The sequence below is a fragment of the Streptomyces bacillaris genome, from assembly GCF_003268675.1.
GTDB lineage: Bacteria > Actinomycetota > Actinomycetes > Streptomycetales > Streptomycetaceae > Streptomyces > Streptomyces bacillaris.
Genome location: NZ_CP029378.1, coordinates 7,732,861 through 7,747,018 on the forward strand (window position 1 = coordinate 7,732,861; position 14,158 = coordinate 7,747,018).

The following is a 14,158-nucleotide window of genomic DNA, read 5'->3' on the forward strand; positions in this document are numbered from 1 at the left end:
CCAAGAGGAGTTCCTACGGTACCGGCGAGCGCTGCCGGACCAGCCGGGCCGGTGCGCGCACGGAAGTGCCTGACGAGGAGGAACCATGACCGTATTCATCCTGGTGGCCGGGGCGTTCACCGGACCGCACGTATGGCGGGACACGGCCGCGTATCTGGTGGCGGGAGGCGCGGACGTCCGTACGGTGGCGCTCACCGGACTCGGCAAGGGCACGGGCGGTCCGGTGGAGGCCGTCGACCTGGAGACCCATATCGCGGACGTCCTCGCGGTGATTGACCAGGTGGCGGCCCAGGGCAGGGGCGACGTCGTGCTGGTCGGCCATGACTACGGCATCCACCCGGTGCTGGGCGCGGCCGACCGCCGGGCGGAGGTGGTCGCCCGGATCGTCCACCTGGACTCGGGGATGCCGAGGGACGGCGTACCCGCCCTGGCCGCCGTACCGGATCAGCGTCTGCGCGAGGAACTCGCCGGGGGAGGGCGGACCGCCGGTGAACTGCCGCCGCCCGCGCGGGACGGCTGGTCCCGGTGGGGGAGTACGGCAGGGCTCTCCGAAGCGGCGCTGGACGGACTCACCGCCCTCGCCGCCCCGCAGCCGCTGGGCACCCTGCTCCAGCCGCTGCGGCTCACCGGCGCGGTGGCGGACGTGCCCGTGACCGGGGTGCTGTGCACCGGCAACGGACCGGGCATCGAACTGGTCCAGCTGATGGTGGACATGGGCGAACCCGCCCTCCAGGCCCTGGCCGACCCCCGGGTGACCTTCTTCGAACTCCCCACGGGCCACTGGCCGATGCTCTCCTGCCCCGCCGAGCTGGCCGGTGTCCTGACCGAGGCGGCCGCAGGCGGAGGCCACCGGCTGAAGGCCCCCGGCACCGACGGCCCGCCCCCGCATCTGCGGCCGTTCCTCCTCGACGTCCCCGAACGGCCCCGCGAACGGACCGGGAACACCGACCTGTACCTGCCCGAAGGACCGGGACCGCACCCGGCCGTGGTGTTCGTCCACGGCGGCCCCGTACCCGCCGGCGCACGGCCGACGCCCCGGGACTGGCCGACCCTGACGGGGTACGCGCGGTACGTCGCCGGGCGCGGGGCCGTGAGCGCCGTACTCGACCACCGCCTGCACGCCGTGACCGACTACGGGCGGGCCGCCGAGGACGTGGCCGACGCGGTGGAACGGGTGCGGGCCGATCCGCGGGTGGACGGCGACCGGGTGGCCCTGTGGTTCTTCTCCGGCGGCGGCCCGCTCACCGCCGACTGGCTGGCCGCGCCCCCGCCCTGGCTGCGCTGCCTGGCCCTCAACTACCCCGTTCTCGCCCCGCTGCCGAGCTGGGGAGTGACCGACGCCCGGTTCCGGCCGGTACGGGCGATCGCTCACGCGGGGAGACTCCCGATCGTGCTGGTCCGGGCGGGGCGCGAGATGCCCGAGATCGCCGCGACCGTCGAGGAGTTCCTGACCGCGGCCGCACGCGGCGGGGCCGACGTCGAGGTGGTCGACGTACCGGCCGGCCGCCACGGCTTCGAGACCCTCGACCGGACGGCCGAGTCCCGCGAGGCCGTGCACCGCGCGGTCACGGCGGTACTGGCGCGCCTGGAGCGCGGCGGCCCGATTACTCGATGACCAGCTCGACGTCGATGTTCCCCGGGTGGCCTTGGAGTAGGGGCAGTAGGCGTGGGTGGCCTCGACCAGCCGCTGCCCGACCTCACCGGTGAGGGAGTCCGGCAGCTCCACGCGCATCACGACCGCGAGGCCGAAGCCGTCGCCGTCCTTGCCGATGGAGACCTCCGAGGTCACGGAGACGTCCTTGGTGTCGACCTTCATCTCGCGGGCGACCGCCGCCATCGCACTGGCGAAACAGGCCGCGTACCCGGCCGCGAAGAGCTGCTCGGGGTTGGTGCCCTTGCCGTTGCCGCCGAGGGCCGGGGGCAGGGCGAGCGGCAGATCGAGCTGACCGTCCGAGCTGACGGCCCGGCCCTCGCGGCCGTTGGCGGTGGCGGCGGCGGTGTACAGCGCGTCCATGGGGTGACCCTCCTTCGTCGGTACCGCGAACGGATCGCCCGCGGTCACGGAAGAAATAGTTGCACACCATTAAGTTGTGCACAACTTAATGGTGTGGTCGGCGGTACGCTGGACCCATGACGCCGACATCCGCTCCTGCCCCTGCCCCCTCGCCCGACCTCGCCGCCGTGCCCGACGCGGAGCTGCTGCGACTGGACCACCAGGTCTGCTTCTCGCTGCATGCCGCGTCGCGCGCGTTCGGCGGCTTCTACCGGCAGGCGCTCAAGGATCTCGGCCTCACCTACCCCCAGTACCTGGTCATGCTGGTCCTGTGGGAGGACGACCCCCGGCCCGTCAAGGCGATCGGCGAGCGCCTCCACCTGGATTCCGGGACCCTCTCGCCCCTGCTGAAGCGGCTGGAGGCGGCGGGACTGGTCCGGCGCGAGCGCAGCCGCCAGGACGAGCGTTCCGTGGTCGTCGAACTGACGGACGACGGAGTGCGGCTGCGCGAGCGCGCGCTGTCGATCCCCCGGGGCGTGCTCGCGGCGACCGGCCTGTCGGTCGGGGAGGTGCTCGCGCTGCAGGAGACGCTCGGCCGCCTCACGGCCGCCCTGGGGGAGGCGGCCGACGCTCCGGCCGAATCTCCGAAAGTCTGACAGTTTCTCTTGTCATTACCCATGGATGACAGTTAAGCTTGTCGCATGGATGAAGCGACGGTCATCCCCACCCCGGCCCGCCACGACGAGAACTTCTGGTCCGTGGTCATGGCACCGGTGGAGCCCGCATGGAGCGAGCCCGGCGACGACGACACGTTCGAGATGGACGGGAAGGTGCTCGACGCGGCCCGCGCCCTGGCCGAGCGGATATCGACGCGTGCCCACGCCTACCGCACCGCCGGTGAGCCTTTCGATGCCGCGCTCATGGCCGCCCCCGACCTGCAACTGGCGCTGCTGCGTTCGCTGTACGAGGCCAGGCGCTCCGTCGACCGGCTGGCCGAGAGCGCGGCCACCGCGGCCGGGCGCGGCGGGGCGAGCTACACGCAGCTGGGCGCGGCCTGGGGCGGCATCAAACGCCAGTCCGCCCGCCTCAAATGGCCGCACGCGGTGGTGAAGAGGCCCGCCGACGAGTCCATCCCGCTCGACTACGCGGGCGGTTCCGCTGTCATCCACCACGACCCGGGCGCGGATGCCTGGTGGTACACGGCCACGGCGGCGGACCGGCGGGAGGAGGAGTCCGAGGCCGCGTACGGCACATCGGCCGAGGCCATCGCGCGGGCGACCGAGTTCCTCCTGGCCCATGCCCGTCCGGCGCGGCAGGACCCCGCATGACCGGCGGGCCCCCGCCCCGGCGCGACGACCACCCGGAGGAGCCCCGGCGGGAGCATCTGGCCCGCACCTTCGACGAGGACGCGGAGCTGTACGACCGGGCCAGGCCCGGATATCCGCCGGAGCTGTACGAGGATCTCGGGCGGCTGGCCGGTGCCGGGCCCGGCAGTCGCGTCCTGGAGGTGGGCTGCGGGACCGGCCGGGCGACGGTGCCGCTGGCCGCACGAGGCTGCCGTGTCACCGCCGTCGACGCGGGCCCCCGCATGGCCGCGATCGCCCGCCGCAACCTGGCCGGGGCCGGCTTCGGCCCGGCGGAGGCGGAGGTGGTGACGGCGCGCTTCGAGGACTGGCCACTGCCGGGCGAACCGTACGACGTGCTGGTCTCGGCGACGGCCTTCCACTGGATCGACCCGGCGGTACGGATGGCCAGGGCCGCCGACGCACTGCGTCCGGGCGGGGCGCTCGCCGTGGTGCGCGGCCAGCATGTGCGGGGCGGCACCGAGGAGTTCTTCGTCGAGGTCCAGCGCTGCTACGAGCGCTTCGACCCACGGACCCCACCCGGGCTGAGACCCCCGGCGGCGGCCGACGTCGACGGATCGGACCACCTGCGGGAGGTCGCGGACAGCGGCCGGTTCGGCCCCACGGCCCTGCGCCGCTACGAGCAGGACCTCACCTTCACCACCTCCGGCTATCTGGAGCTGCTGCGGACCTTCTCCGGCCACCGAGCCCTCCCGGACGCCGCCAGGAACGGGCTGCTGGGATGCGTCGAAGCGCTGATCGAGGGAGGTTACGGCGGCACGGTCACCAAGCGGTACCTCATCGAGCTGGCGGTGTCCCACCGGCGCTGACGCCTTCACCGCTCCGGGCGGCGGGGGTGGCCCGGGGGCCGGGCAGGTGGTGCCGGCTGATGTTCCGCTCCAGCAGAGCGGTCGACGCCCGTACACCGATCGACGTGCCGGGCGTGAAGTCCGGCAACCGCCCGTCGGCCTCCTTCAGTTCACTGAGCGCGCTGTCGATGGCGGCATGCGCAGCAAAGAGACAGGGGGTGCTGTAGATCGCCAGCTGGCATTCCAGATCGGTGAGTTCGGAGAGCGAGAGCCGTGGCGACTTGCCGCCCGCCATCTGGTTGAAGGGCAGAGGCTTGTCGTCGATGACCTTGCGAATACGGCGGATCCACTCGACGTCCCGCACACCGTCGACCAGCACCACATCCGCGTCGGTCTCCGCGAGGGCCTGGGCCCGGCGCAGGATGTCCGCCTCCTCGGTGGCGTCGGTGCGGGCCACGACGACCAGGTCCTGCCGGGTCTCCAGAACGAGGTTCAGCTTGTCGAGGTACTCCTCCAGCGGCAGTACCGTCTTGCCGTCCGCGTGGCCGCACCGGCGCGGCCGCCGCTGGTCCTCCAGGATGACGGCGGAGGCCCCGGTCCGCTCCAGCCGCTGCACCACATGGCACGCCACCTCCTGGTCGACGTACCCGTCGTCGATGTCGACCAGCAGATGGTGCGAGGAGAAGGCGAGCCGGAGCCGCTCGACGAAGGCGACCATGTCCGGCCAGGCGATGAAGCCGATGTCCGGCAGCCCGTAGTGGGAGGCGGCGAAACCGAAACCGGAGACGAAGAACCCGTCGTAGTGCCGGGCGGCGACCGACGCCGAGTACATGTCGTAGATACCGACGAGCGGGGTGGTCCCGGGCAGGTGGATCTGCTCGCGCAGCGCGCTTCCGTAGCGCATGTCCTTCTCCTCGCGTGCGGCCGTGAACCGCGTGTGGTGGCGGGGGCGGTTCGCGCACGGAAGGACGGCGAGGGCCGCACCCCGCGACGGTGTGCGCACCCGCGAAAACCATGATCGATTCGCGGGTGCTCGCCTACATGTACCGGCCCGGACACGCTCAACGCGCGGCGACACGCGGTGTCTTGCCAGGCGGGGCACCGATCGTCAGGCCGCGTGACCGAAACGCCAGGCCTCGATGTCTCGATAGTGGATCGGCCCCGGACCCCGGCCGATGTTGCTGCCCACCAGATGCAGCCGCTCGGCCTCCCAGGCCCGGCCCGAGAACGAGGCGAGCCCCGCGGCGATCTCCACCGCCCCGCCCCGGTCACCCCGGCGGGAGCGGGCCAGCGTCAGATGAGGCCGCAGCGGCCGCTCGGGGAAGGAGACACCGCAGGCCCGGACCAGCTCACGTACGTCGGTGGCGAGCCGGTGCAGCCCTTCCAGGTCCCCGTCGATCCCGCTCCACAGGACCCGCTCGTCGAAGTGCCCACCGCCGCGTAGCGCCAGCCGCAGGGGCCGACGTCGCGCAGCCAGCCCGGAGAGCGGGGACATCAGGGGCGGGACGGCGGCCAGGGGAAGTTCACCGAGGAACGCCAGGGTGATGTGCCAGTCCTCGATCCGGTTCCACCGCAGGCGGGGGTGGGCCGCATAGGCGGGACGCAGGGCCCGCTCCAGCTCGTCCTTGGCATCGTCGGGCGGGGCGAGCGCCAGGAACACGCGGATCGTGGCGGCCTGTTCACGCTCGTCCACGGCGGGTCCGGTCATGGCGTCGGGCAGTTCGTTCACCTGCGTACGGTACGTGTCGACCACGCTCCCGTCGCAACGCGGGGGAGCGGACGACCGGGAGGCGCCGTCACCAGGGAGGAACCGCGTCAGGAACTCGTGCGCTGCGCGGCCCCCCGCGGGCTCCAGGTGGCGTTGACGACCGCGATGCTCGCCTCGCCGCTCTCGAACAGGCGGGACAGTTCGGCCGGACCGACCGGCCCGCCGACGTGGTCGACGAGCAGGACGGGCTGCGGCTCACCGTCCTGCTCGGCGGGCACGAAGCCGGTGCTGATCTCCCGCCGCAGAAGAACGACATGCTCGCCACCGTCGGAAGCAACGAGAGGCAGGTTGTCCAGGGCGCCGAGCAACTCCTGCCCGTGCGCAGCGAGATCGTGAGCGAGGACGTCCCGGTGCGCCGAGACGATGACGGTGAGCCGGTCACCGGTGCGTTCGTACCGTGCGGCCAGATCGTCGGGCAGCAGGTAGAAGACCCCGTCCTCCCCCTCGTGCCCCCGGTTCAGCAGCAGGCAGGCCATGCGCTCGGCCGGATCGGCCGACGCCTGGTCGAGGTCGAGGATCACTTCCCGGCTCTGCGGGTCGAGGGCCGGGATGGTGCTGATCCACATACGGGTGAGGTCGTCCATGGGCGGTATCCAAGCACGGGTCCCGGGAGCGCCCCGAGGCGGGCAGGGGAGTGGCTGTGGACCTGCGTACGCACCCCGCACGGAACGGCCGACCGTGCGGCGCGCCCCCTCGCCGGGCCCGATGCCACCCCGAACCACGGGAGTGCGCGGCAGCAGCCGAGACGGCATGATTCCGGCCCCGTGTTCGCGCACGGTTCAGGCCGCGGGCGCCCCGGTCTCCTGCCCGGCGGCGGACCATGGGCACGCCCGGAACTGAGCGGATGCGACGCGGTTCGAACGTGTACGAAAGACACCGGCCAGTCCAACGGCCCTGCTGAGCTGGCCGGTCTACCTGTCGACCAGATAGGTGCCTGAGGCATCCAATGGTGTCGAGGCGCGGAACGATCGGCTCCGCGCACACGACCGAGCACTGCGAGGCGACCCGACCCCATGACGGAATCCACGACAGACCCGACGACCCGCCAGGCCCTCGACTCCACCGCCCCCGCCGCTGCCACCGCGACCGCCATCGACCCGACCCTCGCGACACCCTTCCCGCAGGACCGCGGTTGCCCGTACCACCCGCCCGCCGGGTACGCGCCGCTGCGTGAGGGCCGACCGCTCAGCAGGGTCGCCCTCTTCGACGGGCGCCCGGTCTGGGCGGTCACCGGACACGCCCTGGCCCGCCGGCTGCTGGCCGATCCACGGCTCTCCACCGACCGCACCCACCCGGACTTCCCCGCCCCGGCCCCGCGCTTCGCCAACGCCAACCGGCGCCGCGTGGCCCTGCTCGGCGTCGACGACCCCGAGCACAACACCCAGCGCAGAATGCTCATCCCGGCCTTCTCCGTGAAGCGGATCAACGCTCTCCGCCCCCGCATCCAGGAGACCGTGGACCGGCTGCTCGACGCGATGGAGCGCCAGGGGCCACCGGCCGAGCTGGTGAGCGCGTTCGCCCTGCCGGTGCCGTCGATGGTGATCTGCTCCCTGCTCGGAGTGCCGTACGCCGACCACGAGTTCTTCGAGGAGCGCTCGCGGCGGCTCCTGCGCGGCCCCGGCGCGGCCGACGTGGACAGGGCCCTCGACGAACTCGAGGAGTACCTCGGCGCGCTGATCGACCGCAAGCGTACGGAACCGGGCGACGGCCTCCTCGACGAGCTGATCCACCGCGACCACCCCGGCGGACCGGTCGACCGCGAGGAACTGGTCTCGTTCGCCGTGATCCTGCTCATCGCGGGGCACGAGACGACGGCGAACATGATCTCGCTCGGCACCTTCACCCTGCTGCGCCACCCCGAACAGCTCGCGGCGCTGCGGGCCGGCGGGACGACGACGGCCGTGGCGGTCGAGGAACTGCTGCGGTTCCTCTCCATCGCCGACGGCCTGCAGCGACTGGCGACCGAGGACATCGAGGTGCCGGACGCCGGGGTGACGATCCGCAAGGGCGAAGGCGTGGTCTTCTCGACCTCGCTCATCAACCGCGACGACGGCGTGTTCCCGCAGCCCGAAACGCTGGACTGGGACCGCCCGGCCCGTCACCATCTGGCCTTCGGCTTCGGCGTACACCAGTGCCTGGGGCAGAACCTGGCCCGCGCGGAACTCGACATCGCGATGCGCACGCTCTTCGAGCGGCTGCCGGGCCTCCGGCTCGCCGTACCCGCGCAGGAGATCCCCCATAAACCGGGGGACACGATCCAGGGCATGCTCGAACTGCCCGTGGCCTGGTGAGCGGCATGGGCGTCCAGGTCGACAGGGAACGCTGCGTGGGGGCGGGCATGTGCGCGCTGACCGCGCCGGACGTGTTCACGCAGGACGACGACGGCCTCAGCGAGGTGCTCCCGGGCCGCGCGGAGACCGCTGGAGGGCATCCCTTGGTGGGGGAGGCCGTACGGGCCTGCCCGGTGGGGGCGGTGGCCCTGTCCGCCGACTGACCGGTACGGGGTGAGGGGGCGCGGAGTCCGCGCATGCGGCTCCAGGCGTCCTCCTCGCCCTCGGCGCCTCGGCCGTCCTGACGTTCGCGCGCAACGAGGCCATCACGGCCTCGATGGGCAAGGTCGGTGTCCCCGACTCCTGGTTCCCGTGGCTCGCCTCGCTGAAGGCGGCGGGCGCCCCGGGGCTCCTGGTCGGCCTCGGTGTGCCGGTGATCGGAGCCGCCGCGGCCGTCGGCGTCGTCCTGTACTTCATCGGCGCGGTCGTCACGCACGTGCGCGCCAAGGACTACGAGATCGCACCGCCGGCCGTACCGGCTCGCGCCGACCGCCCGCGAAGGGATCGACGACAGACAATCGTGAGTGATCTATGTTGCTTTGATGCGATCTGCTCCTTGGTGGGCCCTGCTCTCCTCCGGGTGTGCCCCGGTGCTGCTGGTCGGTTCCTGGATGATCGCGCAGCAGCGGCAGGGCCCGGAGTACGACCCCGCGAAGGAGACCCCGAGCGTGCTGGCGGCCTACGGGGCCACCAGCTACTGGCTGATGACGGGCATGTTGCTGGTGCTCGGCACCTGTTACGTGGTCACGGCACACGCGCTCCGGGAGGCGGCCCCGGCCGGGCGGGTGGCTCTGGCCGGCGGCGGACTGTGCGCCCTGGCGTTGACGGTGGTGCCGGCGCCGAGCAGCGGCGGGGCGCTGGAGCACGGGGCCGTGGCTGCCCTGGGCCTCGTGCTGCTGGCGGTGTGGCCTCCGCTGGCGGCTGCCCGGGGGGAGGGGGCCGGTGCCGTGGGGGCTGCGGCTGGATGTGGCGCTGGGGGCGAGTGCGCTGATGGGAGTGACGGTGCTGTGGTTCCTGGCGGAGTTGCAGAGTGCGGGGGCGCCGGGCGTGGCCGAGCGGGTGGTGACGTTCGTTCAGGCTTTGTGGCCCTTCCTGGTGGTGGTCTCCTGCTGGCGGAGCGTCGGTTCGCGGGGCGGTGACGGGCGGGACGGCGGCTGATGGGGGAGTGGCGGGCCGGGCTCCGGCTTGCCCCGTGGGGACCGGGCCGTCGTAGTCAGCGGTTCCGGCCGGCGAAGGGGCCGCCGCGGCCGAAGGCGAGCCGGGCGAAGCGTTCGGCGATGAGGCGGTGGGTGGCGGGGTCGGGGTGGAGGTCGTCGGGGAGCGGCAGGTCGGCGTGGTCGTCCTCGCCGTAGAGGTCGAGGCCGTCGAGGTGGTGGAGGTGGGGGTCGGTGGCGGTCCGCCGGTCGACGAGCCGGGCGAGTTCGTCCCGTATGACGGTGAGGGTCAGCTTCCCGGCGGCGGTCTCGGCCGGATCCCCGGTGGCGGTGAACCGCAGCCGTCCCTCGCTCATCGCGCCGAGGTCGTAGGCGCTGGGGCCGGGGGTGTGTTCGTGGATGGGGCAGTGGATCGGTGAGATGACCAGCAGGGGCGTGGTGGGGTGGCCTTCGCGGATGGTGTCGAGGAAGCCGTGGACGGCCGGGCCGAAGGCACGCAGCCGCATGAGGTCGGTGTTCACCAGGTTGATGCCGATCTTGATGCTGATGAGGTCGGCGGGAGTGTTTCGGAGGGTGCGGGCGGTGAAGGGGTCGAGCAGAGCACTGCCGCTGAACCCGAGGTTGATCAGTTCGGCTCCACTGTGAGCGGCGGCCAGGGCGGGCCAGGTGCCGGTGGGGGTGGCGGCGTTGGAGCCGTGGCTGATGGAGCTGCCGTGGTGCAGCCAGACCGGCCGGCCGCCGGGCTGCTGGGTGTGGACGGGTGCGTCGGTGCGCAGGGCGACCAGTTGGGTGGTCTCGTCGTGCGGCAACCAGATCTCGATGCCCTTCTCGGCGTCGGGCAGGCCGCCGAAGCGGAGGGTTTCCACGGGCCCCGGGCGGGTGTGCGAGGCGCCCGAGGCCAGGTCGATGGTGAGGGTGTCGCCGTCGCGCGCACTGGCCCGGCCCGCGTGCCGGCCGTCGACGAGGAGTTCGTACACACCGTCGGGACGGCGCGGCGCCCCGGGGTAGACGCGTTTGGTGGCGATCACGTCCAGCTCGACGGTGGTGGCCCGGCTGCGGAAGGCCATCCGGACCCCGGAGGGCTGCGCCTCGGCCATGGCCAGTTGCCCGTCGGGTATCTGGGCCCGGGCGTGGGCGGGCAGCCGGTGGGGCAGTACGCCGCGGTCGGTGCGCTCCAGGTCGAGGGCGCCGCGCAGGATGCCGGGGCCGATGGGGGTGGTGATCCACTCGTGCGGGGTGTTCATCGTCGCGTTCTCCTCGCGAGGGTTCGTCCGGCCGGAGGCAGGGTTGGGAGGCCAGGAATCGGAGGCCAGGCTTGGGAGAAGCTGAGGCTTCGGAGAGGCCCGGGCTCCGGAGAGGTCGAGGGCGGAGAGGTCAGGCGGCAGAGGGCCAGTTGCGCAGCAGGGCGTCGAGCGCACCGAGGATCTCGGTCCAGCTCTCCTGGGAGGCGGGGGCGCTGTGGCTGAAGCCGCCGGCCGCCTCCAGGCCGACGTAACCGCTGAAGACGCTGCCCAGCAGCCGTACGGCATGTGTCTGCTGCGCCTCCGTCAGGTCGTAGCTGCGCAGGATGGCCCGCATCATCTGCGAATGCCGTACGCCGGCACTGGCGGCGGCCGCGTCGGCGTCGAGCCGGAACTGGGCTGCCGCGAAGCGCCCCGGGTGCTGGAAGGCGTAGTCGCGGTAGGCGTCGGCGAAGGCGCTGAGGGCGTCCTTGCCGGCCCGTCCCGCGAGGGCGGCGGAGGCCCGGTCGGCAAGCTCCTCCAGGGCGAGCAGCGCGATCTTCGTCTTGAGGTCGTGGGCGTTCTTGACGTGCGAGTACAGGCTCGCGGTCCTGACGCCCAGCTGCCGGGCCAGCGCGGAGGGGGTCACCTGCTCGAACCCGATCTCGTCCGCCAGCTCGGCCCCCGCCCTCACCACGCGCTCCGCGGCCGGTCCTGCCTTCGCCATGCCACCACCATCCGAATACTTCCCCATGATTACCTAAGGAAATATACGTTTGCCTAACCCTATTAGGCAAACTAGCGTGACTGTTATGAGACCGCTGACCGAGCAAGAGATCCGTACCGCGTTCGTGAACTGCACCAAGGGCGAGGCCAAGCGTCTGCACGTCCCCCGTGACCTGGCCGAACGGCCCTGGGACGACCTGGACTTCCTGGGCTGGCGCGACCCGCAGGCCCCCGGCCGGGCGTATCTCGTGGCGGCCTGGGACGGCCGCCCGGTCGGTGTCCAGCTGCGTTCCTCGGACGCGGGTTCCTGGCAGACGCGCCGCAGCATGTGCTCGATGTGCGTGACCACCCACACCGGAGGCGTCTCCCTGCTGGTGGCCCCGCGGTCCGGGAAGGCCGGCCAGCAGGGCAACTCGGTCGGCGCCTACATGTGCAGCGATCTGGCCTGCTCGCTCTACGTACGGGGCAAGAAGGACGCAGGGATCGGCGCGCGGCTGCACGAGTCGCTCACCCTGGAGGAGAAGATCCGGCGGACGGTGGCGAACCTGTCCGCCTTCATCGCCAAGGTGACCGAGTGACCCCATGACCGGGCGGTACCGGCGGTGGCGCAGAGGCGGTCCGGCCGGGAGGGGCGGGATGGCGGCCGACGGTCCGGGCTCACGGCAGACGCCTGCGAGCCGCTTCGACGGCGCCCGCGACGCTGTCCACCGCGCCACCTGTGGCGCCGCCGACGCGGTCGACGGCCGTATGCGCCTGGTGGGTGACGGCGTCGGAGGCGTGAGCGGCGGCGCGGCGGGTGCGGTAAGCGAGCGAGGGCTTGCCGTGGGTGTCGGCGGCGGCGATGAGGAGCCCGCCGAACAGGGACGCGTTCTTGAGGAAATGGATCCGCTGGGCGGCCCGCTCCTCCGGGTCCTCTATCGTCCAGTACCGGTGGGCCGCCAGGGTCGTCGGGACGAGGGTCGCGGCAAGGGCCGCCGAGGCGAGCCGAGGCGCCCGCCCCAGCGCCAGGAGGAGGCCGGCGCCGAGCTGTACGGCGCCGTTGAGGCGTACGAGACGCTCGGGATCCTCCGGCAGCAGGGAGGTCCGCGGCGCGACGGCCGAGGAGAGGACATCGGTCACGGGCGCGGCGGCGGGGACCAGGCGCTGGGGATCACGCACCGCGTTGAATCCGCCGCTGACGAACATCGAGGCCAGCAGGGGCCGGGCGACTTTGCGCAGAACAGTCATGAAGGTCGGCTGCCCCGCCGGACGGGGAGTACGCGCGCCGGGGGGATCGGTCACCGCCACGGCGGCGCACGGCGCTCTCCTCGTTTCCGAAGTGGCCCGGGGAGACGTCCGGTTGGAGACCTCCTACGGTGCCGTCGAGGTCGGCGTCCGTAAGGGCACCGCCGCGTGGCTCGACCGTGCCGAGCGGTGACCCGTACCTACGTCGACGACGGCCGGGAGGCGGTTCCCTCCGACGGGCCGATCCGGCGTTCGAGGTGGATCTCGGTGAAGACCGCGACCTTGGCGCGCAGGGCCCAGGGGTCGAAGGGCTTGCTGATGTAGTCCACCGCGCCTGCCGCGTACCCGCGGGCGGTGTGCTCGGGGTCGACGCCCATCGCGGTGAGGAAGATGATCGGCACATCCCGGTTCCGTGGCCGGCGCTTGATGTGGGCGGCGGTCTCGTAGCCGTCCATCTCCGGCATCTGCACGTCCATGATGATGACGGCGAAGTCGTCGTGGTGGAGCAGCGCCTTGAGGGCGTCGCGGCCGGAGGAGACGGTGACGAGCTCCTGGTCCAGCGTCTCCAGCACGGCGGTCATGGCCAGCAGGTTGTCGGGCTGGTCGTCCACGACGAGCACCTTGGGCATCCGCAGCGGAGGCGCCGCCGGCAGGGCGGCCGGGTGCTCGACGGCGGCGAGCTGCCGCTCCAGCAGGTCGCAGCGCGCCTCGGCGGCGTCCCGCTGCTCGTGGGCGGCCTGGAGCTCGTTGCCCAGCCGCGTCACCTCCTGCCGCAGCACGTCGCGCTCCCCCCGCAGCTCCGATACGTCGGGGTGAGCCGACGCCAGCTGACCGGCGCGCTCACGCTCGGCGGTGAGGGCCGCCTCCATCTGGCTGAGGCGCACTTCCAGGTTGGCGATGCGGTTCTGGCGCTCCAGCAGGGCATCGCCCAGGATGTCGCCGCGGACGCTGGAACGGCGTGAGACGTGGTCGGCGTCGGCCAGCTGCTGTTCGATGATCTCCACCGCGTGCTTGGGGGAGGAGCTGGAGTCGAAGGCCGACCCGTGGAGGCCGCGGATGAACTCGATGGCCTCCGGGGTGACGGTCGTGCCGCGGTGCTCGGCGAGGTCCGTCATGATGCCCATGATCACCTCCCAGGGAGGCAGACGGGTTCCGTTGAGGTACCGGGAGAACGTGCCCGGGTCGCGGCGGTGCCTGGCCGCGTAACGGCGTACCGACACGTCCAGACCCTCGAACAACTCCCGCAACGCCTGGGCGAGCGCCCGCGACTCCTGCGTCAGATCCTCTCCGAGAGGGCGCAGCTCACCCATGCTCCCGAACCTCCCCGCGGGGATCCCCGGCGGCTTCGGGGGCGATCAGGCGGTCGAAGAACGGGACCGACAGCCCGACGACGGCGAGCCCGGCGAGCACACCGCGCGCGACGCCTTCCCCCGCGATCCAGCACAGGCACCCCGCCGTCATGCCGCTGATCACCGCCATGAGGAACACCAGGGCCGATCTCAGCGGCAGTAAGGGCCGTTCCACGGCCTCCCCCTCTCCATCCGTCCCGCCCCCGCAGGGCCGGGAGACATCCCCGCCCGACAGACCGCCA

Annotated in this window: 15 protein-coding genes and 4 pseudogenes; 10 read left to right on the forward strand and 9 right to left on the reverse strand. The window is 72.4% G+C overall.

The annotated features are described in order from the left end of the window. Nucleotides 1-85: 85 nt before the first annotated feature. The gene (locus tag DJ476_RS35915; RefSeq protein WP_318294842.1) at nucleotides 86-1,615 is read left to right on the forward strand and encodes an alpha/beta fold hydrolase; all 1,530 of its coding nucleotides are present in this window, start codon (nucleotides 86-88) and stop codon (nucleotides 1,613-1,615) included. Here the strand turns inward: DJ476_RS35915 and DJ476_RS35920 are convergent. Continuing rightward, nucleotides 1,605-2,014, reverse strand: a pseudogene (locus DJ476_RS35920) (Ohr family peroxiredoxin). The gene DJ476_RS35915 and the pseudogene DJ476_RS35920 overlap by 11 nt on opposite strands. 116 nt (nucleotides 2,015-2,130) lie before the next feature. On the opposite strand from DJ476_RS35920, the gene DJ476_RS33660 reads away from it, so the two are divergent. Genes DJ476_RS33660 through DJ476_RS33670 form a run of 3 tightly spaced genes read left to right on the forward strand, consistent with a single transcriptional unit; the run spans nucleotide 2,131 to nucleotide 4,166 of the window. Beyond that, nucleotides 2,131-2,649, forward strand: coding sequence for a MarR family winged helix-turn-helix transcriptional regulator (locus tag DJ476_RS33660; protein WP_112492298.1), 519 nt, complete (start codon nucleotides 2,131-2,133; stop codon nucleotides 2,647-2,649). A gap of 45 nt (nucleotides 2,650-2,694) precedes the next feature. Further along, the gene (locus tag DJ476_RS33665; RefSeq protein WP_103417080.1) at nucleotides 2,695-3,321 is read left to right on the forward strand and encodes a hypothetical protein; all 627 of its coding nucleotides are present in this window, start codon (nucleotides 2,695-2,697) and stop codon (nucleotides 3,319-3,321) included. Continuing rightward, complete coding sequence (locus tag DJ476_RS33670; RefSeq protein ID WP_112492299.1) at nucleotides 3,318-4,166, forward strand: class I SAM-dependent methyltransferase; 849 nt, start codon at nucleotides 3,318-3,320, stop codon at nucleotides 4,164-4,166. Before DJ476_RS33665 ends, DJ476_RS33670 begins: the two co-directional genes overlap by 4 nt. Here the strand turns inward: DJ476_RS33670 and DJ476_RS33675 are convergent. From DJ476_RS33675 to DJ476_RS33685, 3 genes are all read right to left on the reverse strand, one after another. Next, nucleotides 4,135-5,049 carry an isocitrate lyase/PEP mutase family protein gene (locus tag DJ476_RS33675; protein ID WP_112492300.1) on the reverse strand — a complete coding sequence of 305 codons (915 nt, stop codon included), beginning with the start codon at nucleotides 5,047-5,049 and terminating at the stop codon, nucleotides 4,135-4,137. The genes DJ476_RS33670 and DJ476_RS33675 overlap by 32 nt on opposite strands. A gap of 204 nt (nucleotides 5,050-5,253) precedes the next feature. Then, the gene (thpR, locus tag DJ476_RS33680; RefSeq protein ID WP_112492699.1) at nucleotides 5,254-5,874 is read right to left on the reverse strand and encodes an RNA 2',3'-cyclic phosphodiesterase; all 621 of its coding nucleotides are present in this window, start codon (nucleotides 5,872-5,874) and stop codon (nucleotides 5,254-5,256) included. Between the two features lie 86 nt (nucleotides 5,875-5,960). Then, nucleotides 5,961-6,497, reverse strand: a complete 537-nt coding sequence (locus DJ476_RS33685; RefSeq protein WP_112492301.1) for a hypothetical protein — start codon at nucleotides 6,495-6,497, stop codon at nucleotides 5,961-5,963. A 429-nt stretch (nucleotides 6,498-6,926) separates the two neighbouring features. Between DJ476_RS33685 and DJ476_RS33690 the strand changes: the two genes are divergently transcribed. From DJ476_RS33690 to DJ476_RS33705, 4 genes and pseudogenes are all read left to right on the forward strand, one after another. After that, nucleotides 6,927-8,204: a cytochrome P450 gene (locus DJ476_RS33690; protein WP_103417084.1), complete on the forward strand. Its 1,278-nt coding sequence runs from the start codon at nucleotides 6,927-6,929 to the stop codon at nucleotides 8,202-8,204. Nucleotides 8,205-8,209: 5 nt separating this feature from the next. Then, entirely contained in the window at nucleotides 8,210-8,407 is a 198-nt protein-coding gene (locus tag DJ476_RS33695) for a ferredoxin (RefSeq protein ID WP_053562550.1), read from the forward strand. 62 nt (nucleotides 8,408-8,469) lie between these two features. After that, nucleotides 8,470-8,703 (forward strand): annotated as a pseudogene (locus DJ476_RS33700) (DoxX family protein); the annotation flags it as partial. An 82-nt stretch (nucleotides 8,704-8,785) separates the two neighbouring features. Further along, nucleotides 8,786-9,401, forward strand: a pseudogene (locus DJ476_RS33705) (DUF998 domain-containing protein). Between the two features lie 55 nt (nucleotides 9,402-9,456). Here DJ476_RS33705 and DJ476_RS33710 read toward each other — a convergent pair. After that, a complete protein-coding gene (locus DJ476_RS33710) occupies nucleotides 9,457-10,641 on the reverse strand; it encodes an SGNH/GDSL hydrolase family protein (RefSeq protein ID WP_112492302.1) in 1,185 nt (394 codons plus the stop codon). 130 nt (nucleotides 10,642-10,771) lie between these two features. Then, complete coding sequence (locus DJ476_RS33715; RefSeq protein ID WP_112492303.1) at nucleotides 10,772-11,344, reverse strand: TetR/AcrR family transcriptional regulator; 573 nt, start codon at nucleotides 11,342-11,344, stop codon at nucleotides 10,772-10,774. 85 nt (nucleotides 11,345-11,429) lie between these two features. Between DJ476_RS33715 and DJ476_RS33720 the strand changes: the two genes are divergently transcribed. After that, nucleotides 11,430-11,921, forward strand: a complete 492-nt coding sequence (locus DJ476_RS33720) for an FBP domain-containing protein (RefSeq protein ID WP_070202897.1) — start codon at nucleotides 11,430-11,432, stop codon at nucleotides 11,919-11,921. A gap of 79 nt (nucleotides 11,922-12,000) precedes the next feature. On the opposite strand, the gene DJ476_RS33725 is transcribed toward DJ476_RS33720, so the two are convergent. Further along, a complete protein-coding gene (locus DJ476_RS33725) occupies nucleotides 12,001-12,570 on the reverse strand; it encodes a DoxX family membrane protein (RefSeq protein ID WP_103417087.1) in 570 nt (189 codons plus the stop codon). Nucleotides 12,571-12,610: 40 nt separating this feature from the next. Here DJ476_RS33725 and DJ476_RS36280 point away from each other — a divergent pair. Beyond that, nucleotides 12,611-12,745: pseudogene (locus tag DJ476_RS36280) on the forward strand (DUF4097 family beta strand repeat-containing protein); the annotation flags it as partial. Nucleotides 12,746-12,767: 22 nt separating this feature from the next. Here DJ476_RS36280 and DJ476_RS33735 read toward each other — a convergent pair. After that, the gene (locus DJ476_RS33735; RefSeq protein WP_112492304.1) at nucleotides 12,768-13,877 is read right to left on the reverse strand and encodes a response regulator; all 1,110 of its coding nucleotides are present in this window, start codon (nucleotides 13,875-13,877) and stop codon (nucleotides 12,768-12,770) included. Continuing rightward, a complete protein-coding gene (locus tag DJ476_RS33740) occupies nucleotides 13,870-14,091 on the reverse strand; it encodes a hypothetical protein (protein WP_070202894.1) in 222 nt (73 codons plus the stop codon). Before DJ476_RS33740 ends, DJ476_RS33735 begins: the two co-directional genes overlap by 8 nt. Nucleotides 14,092-14,158 lie beyond the last annotated feature (67 nt).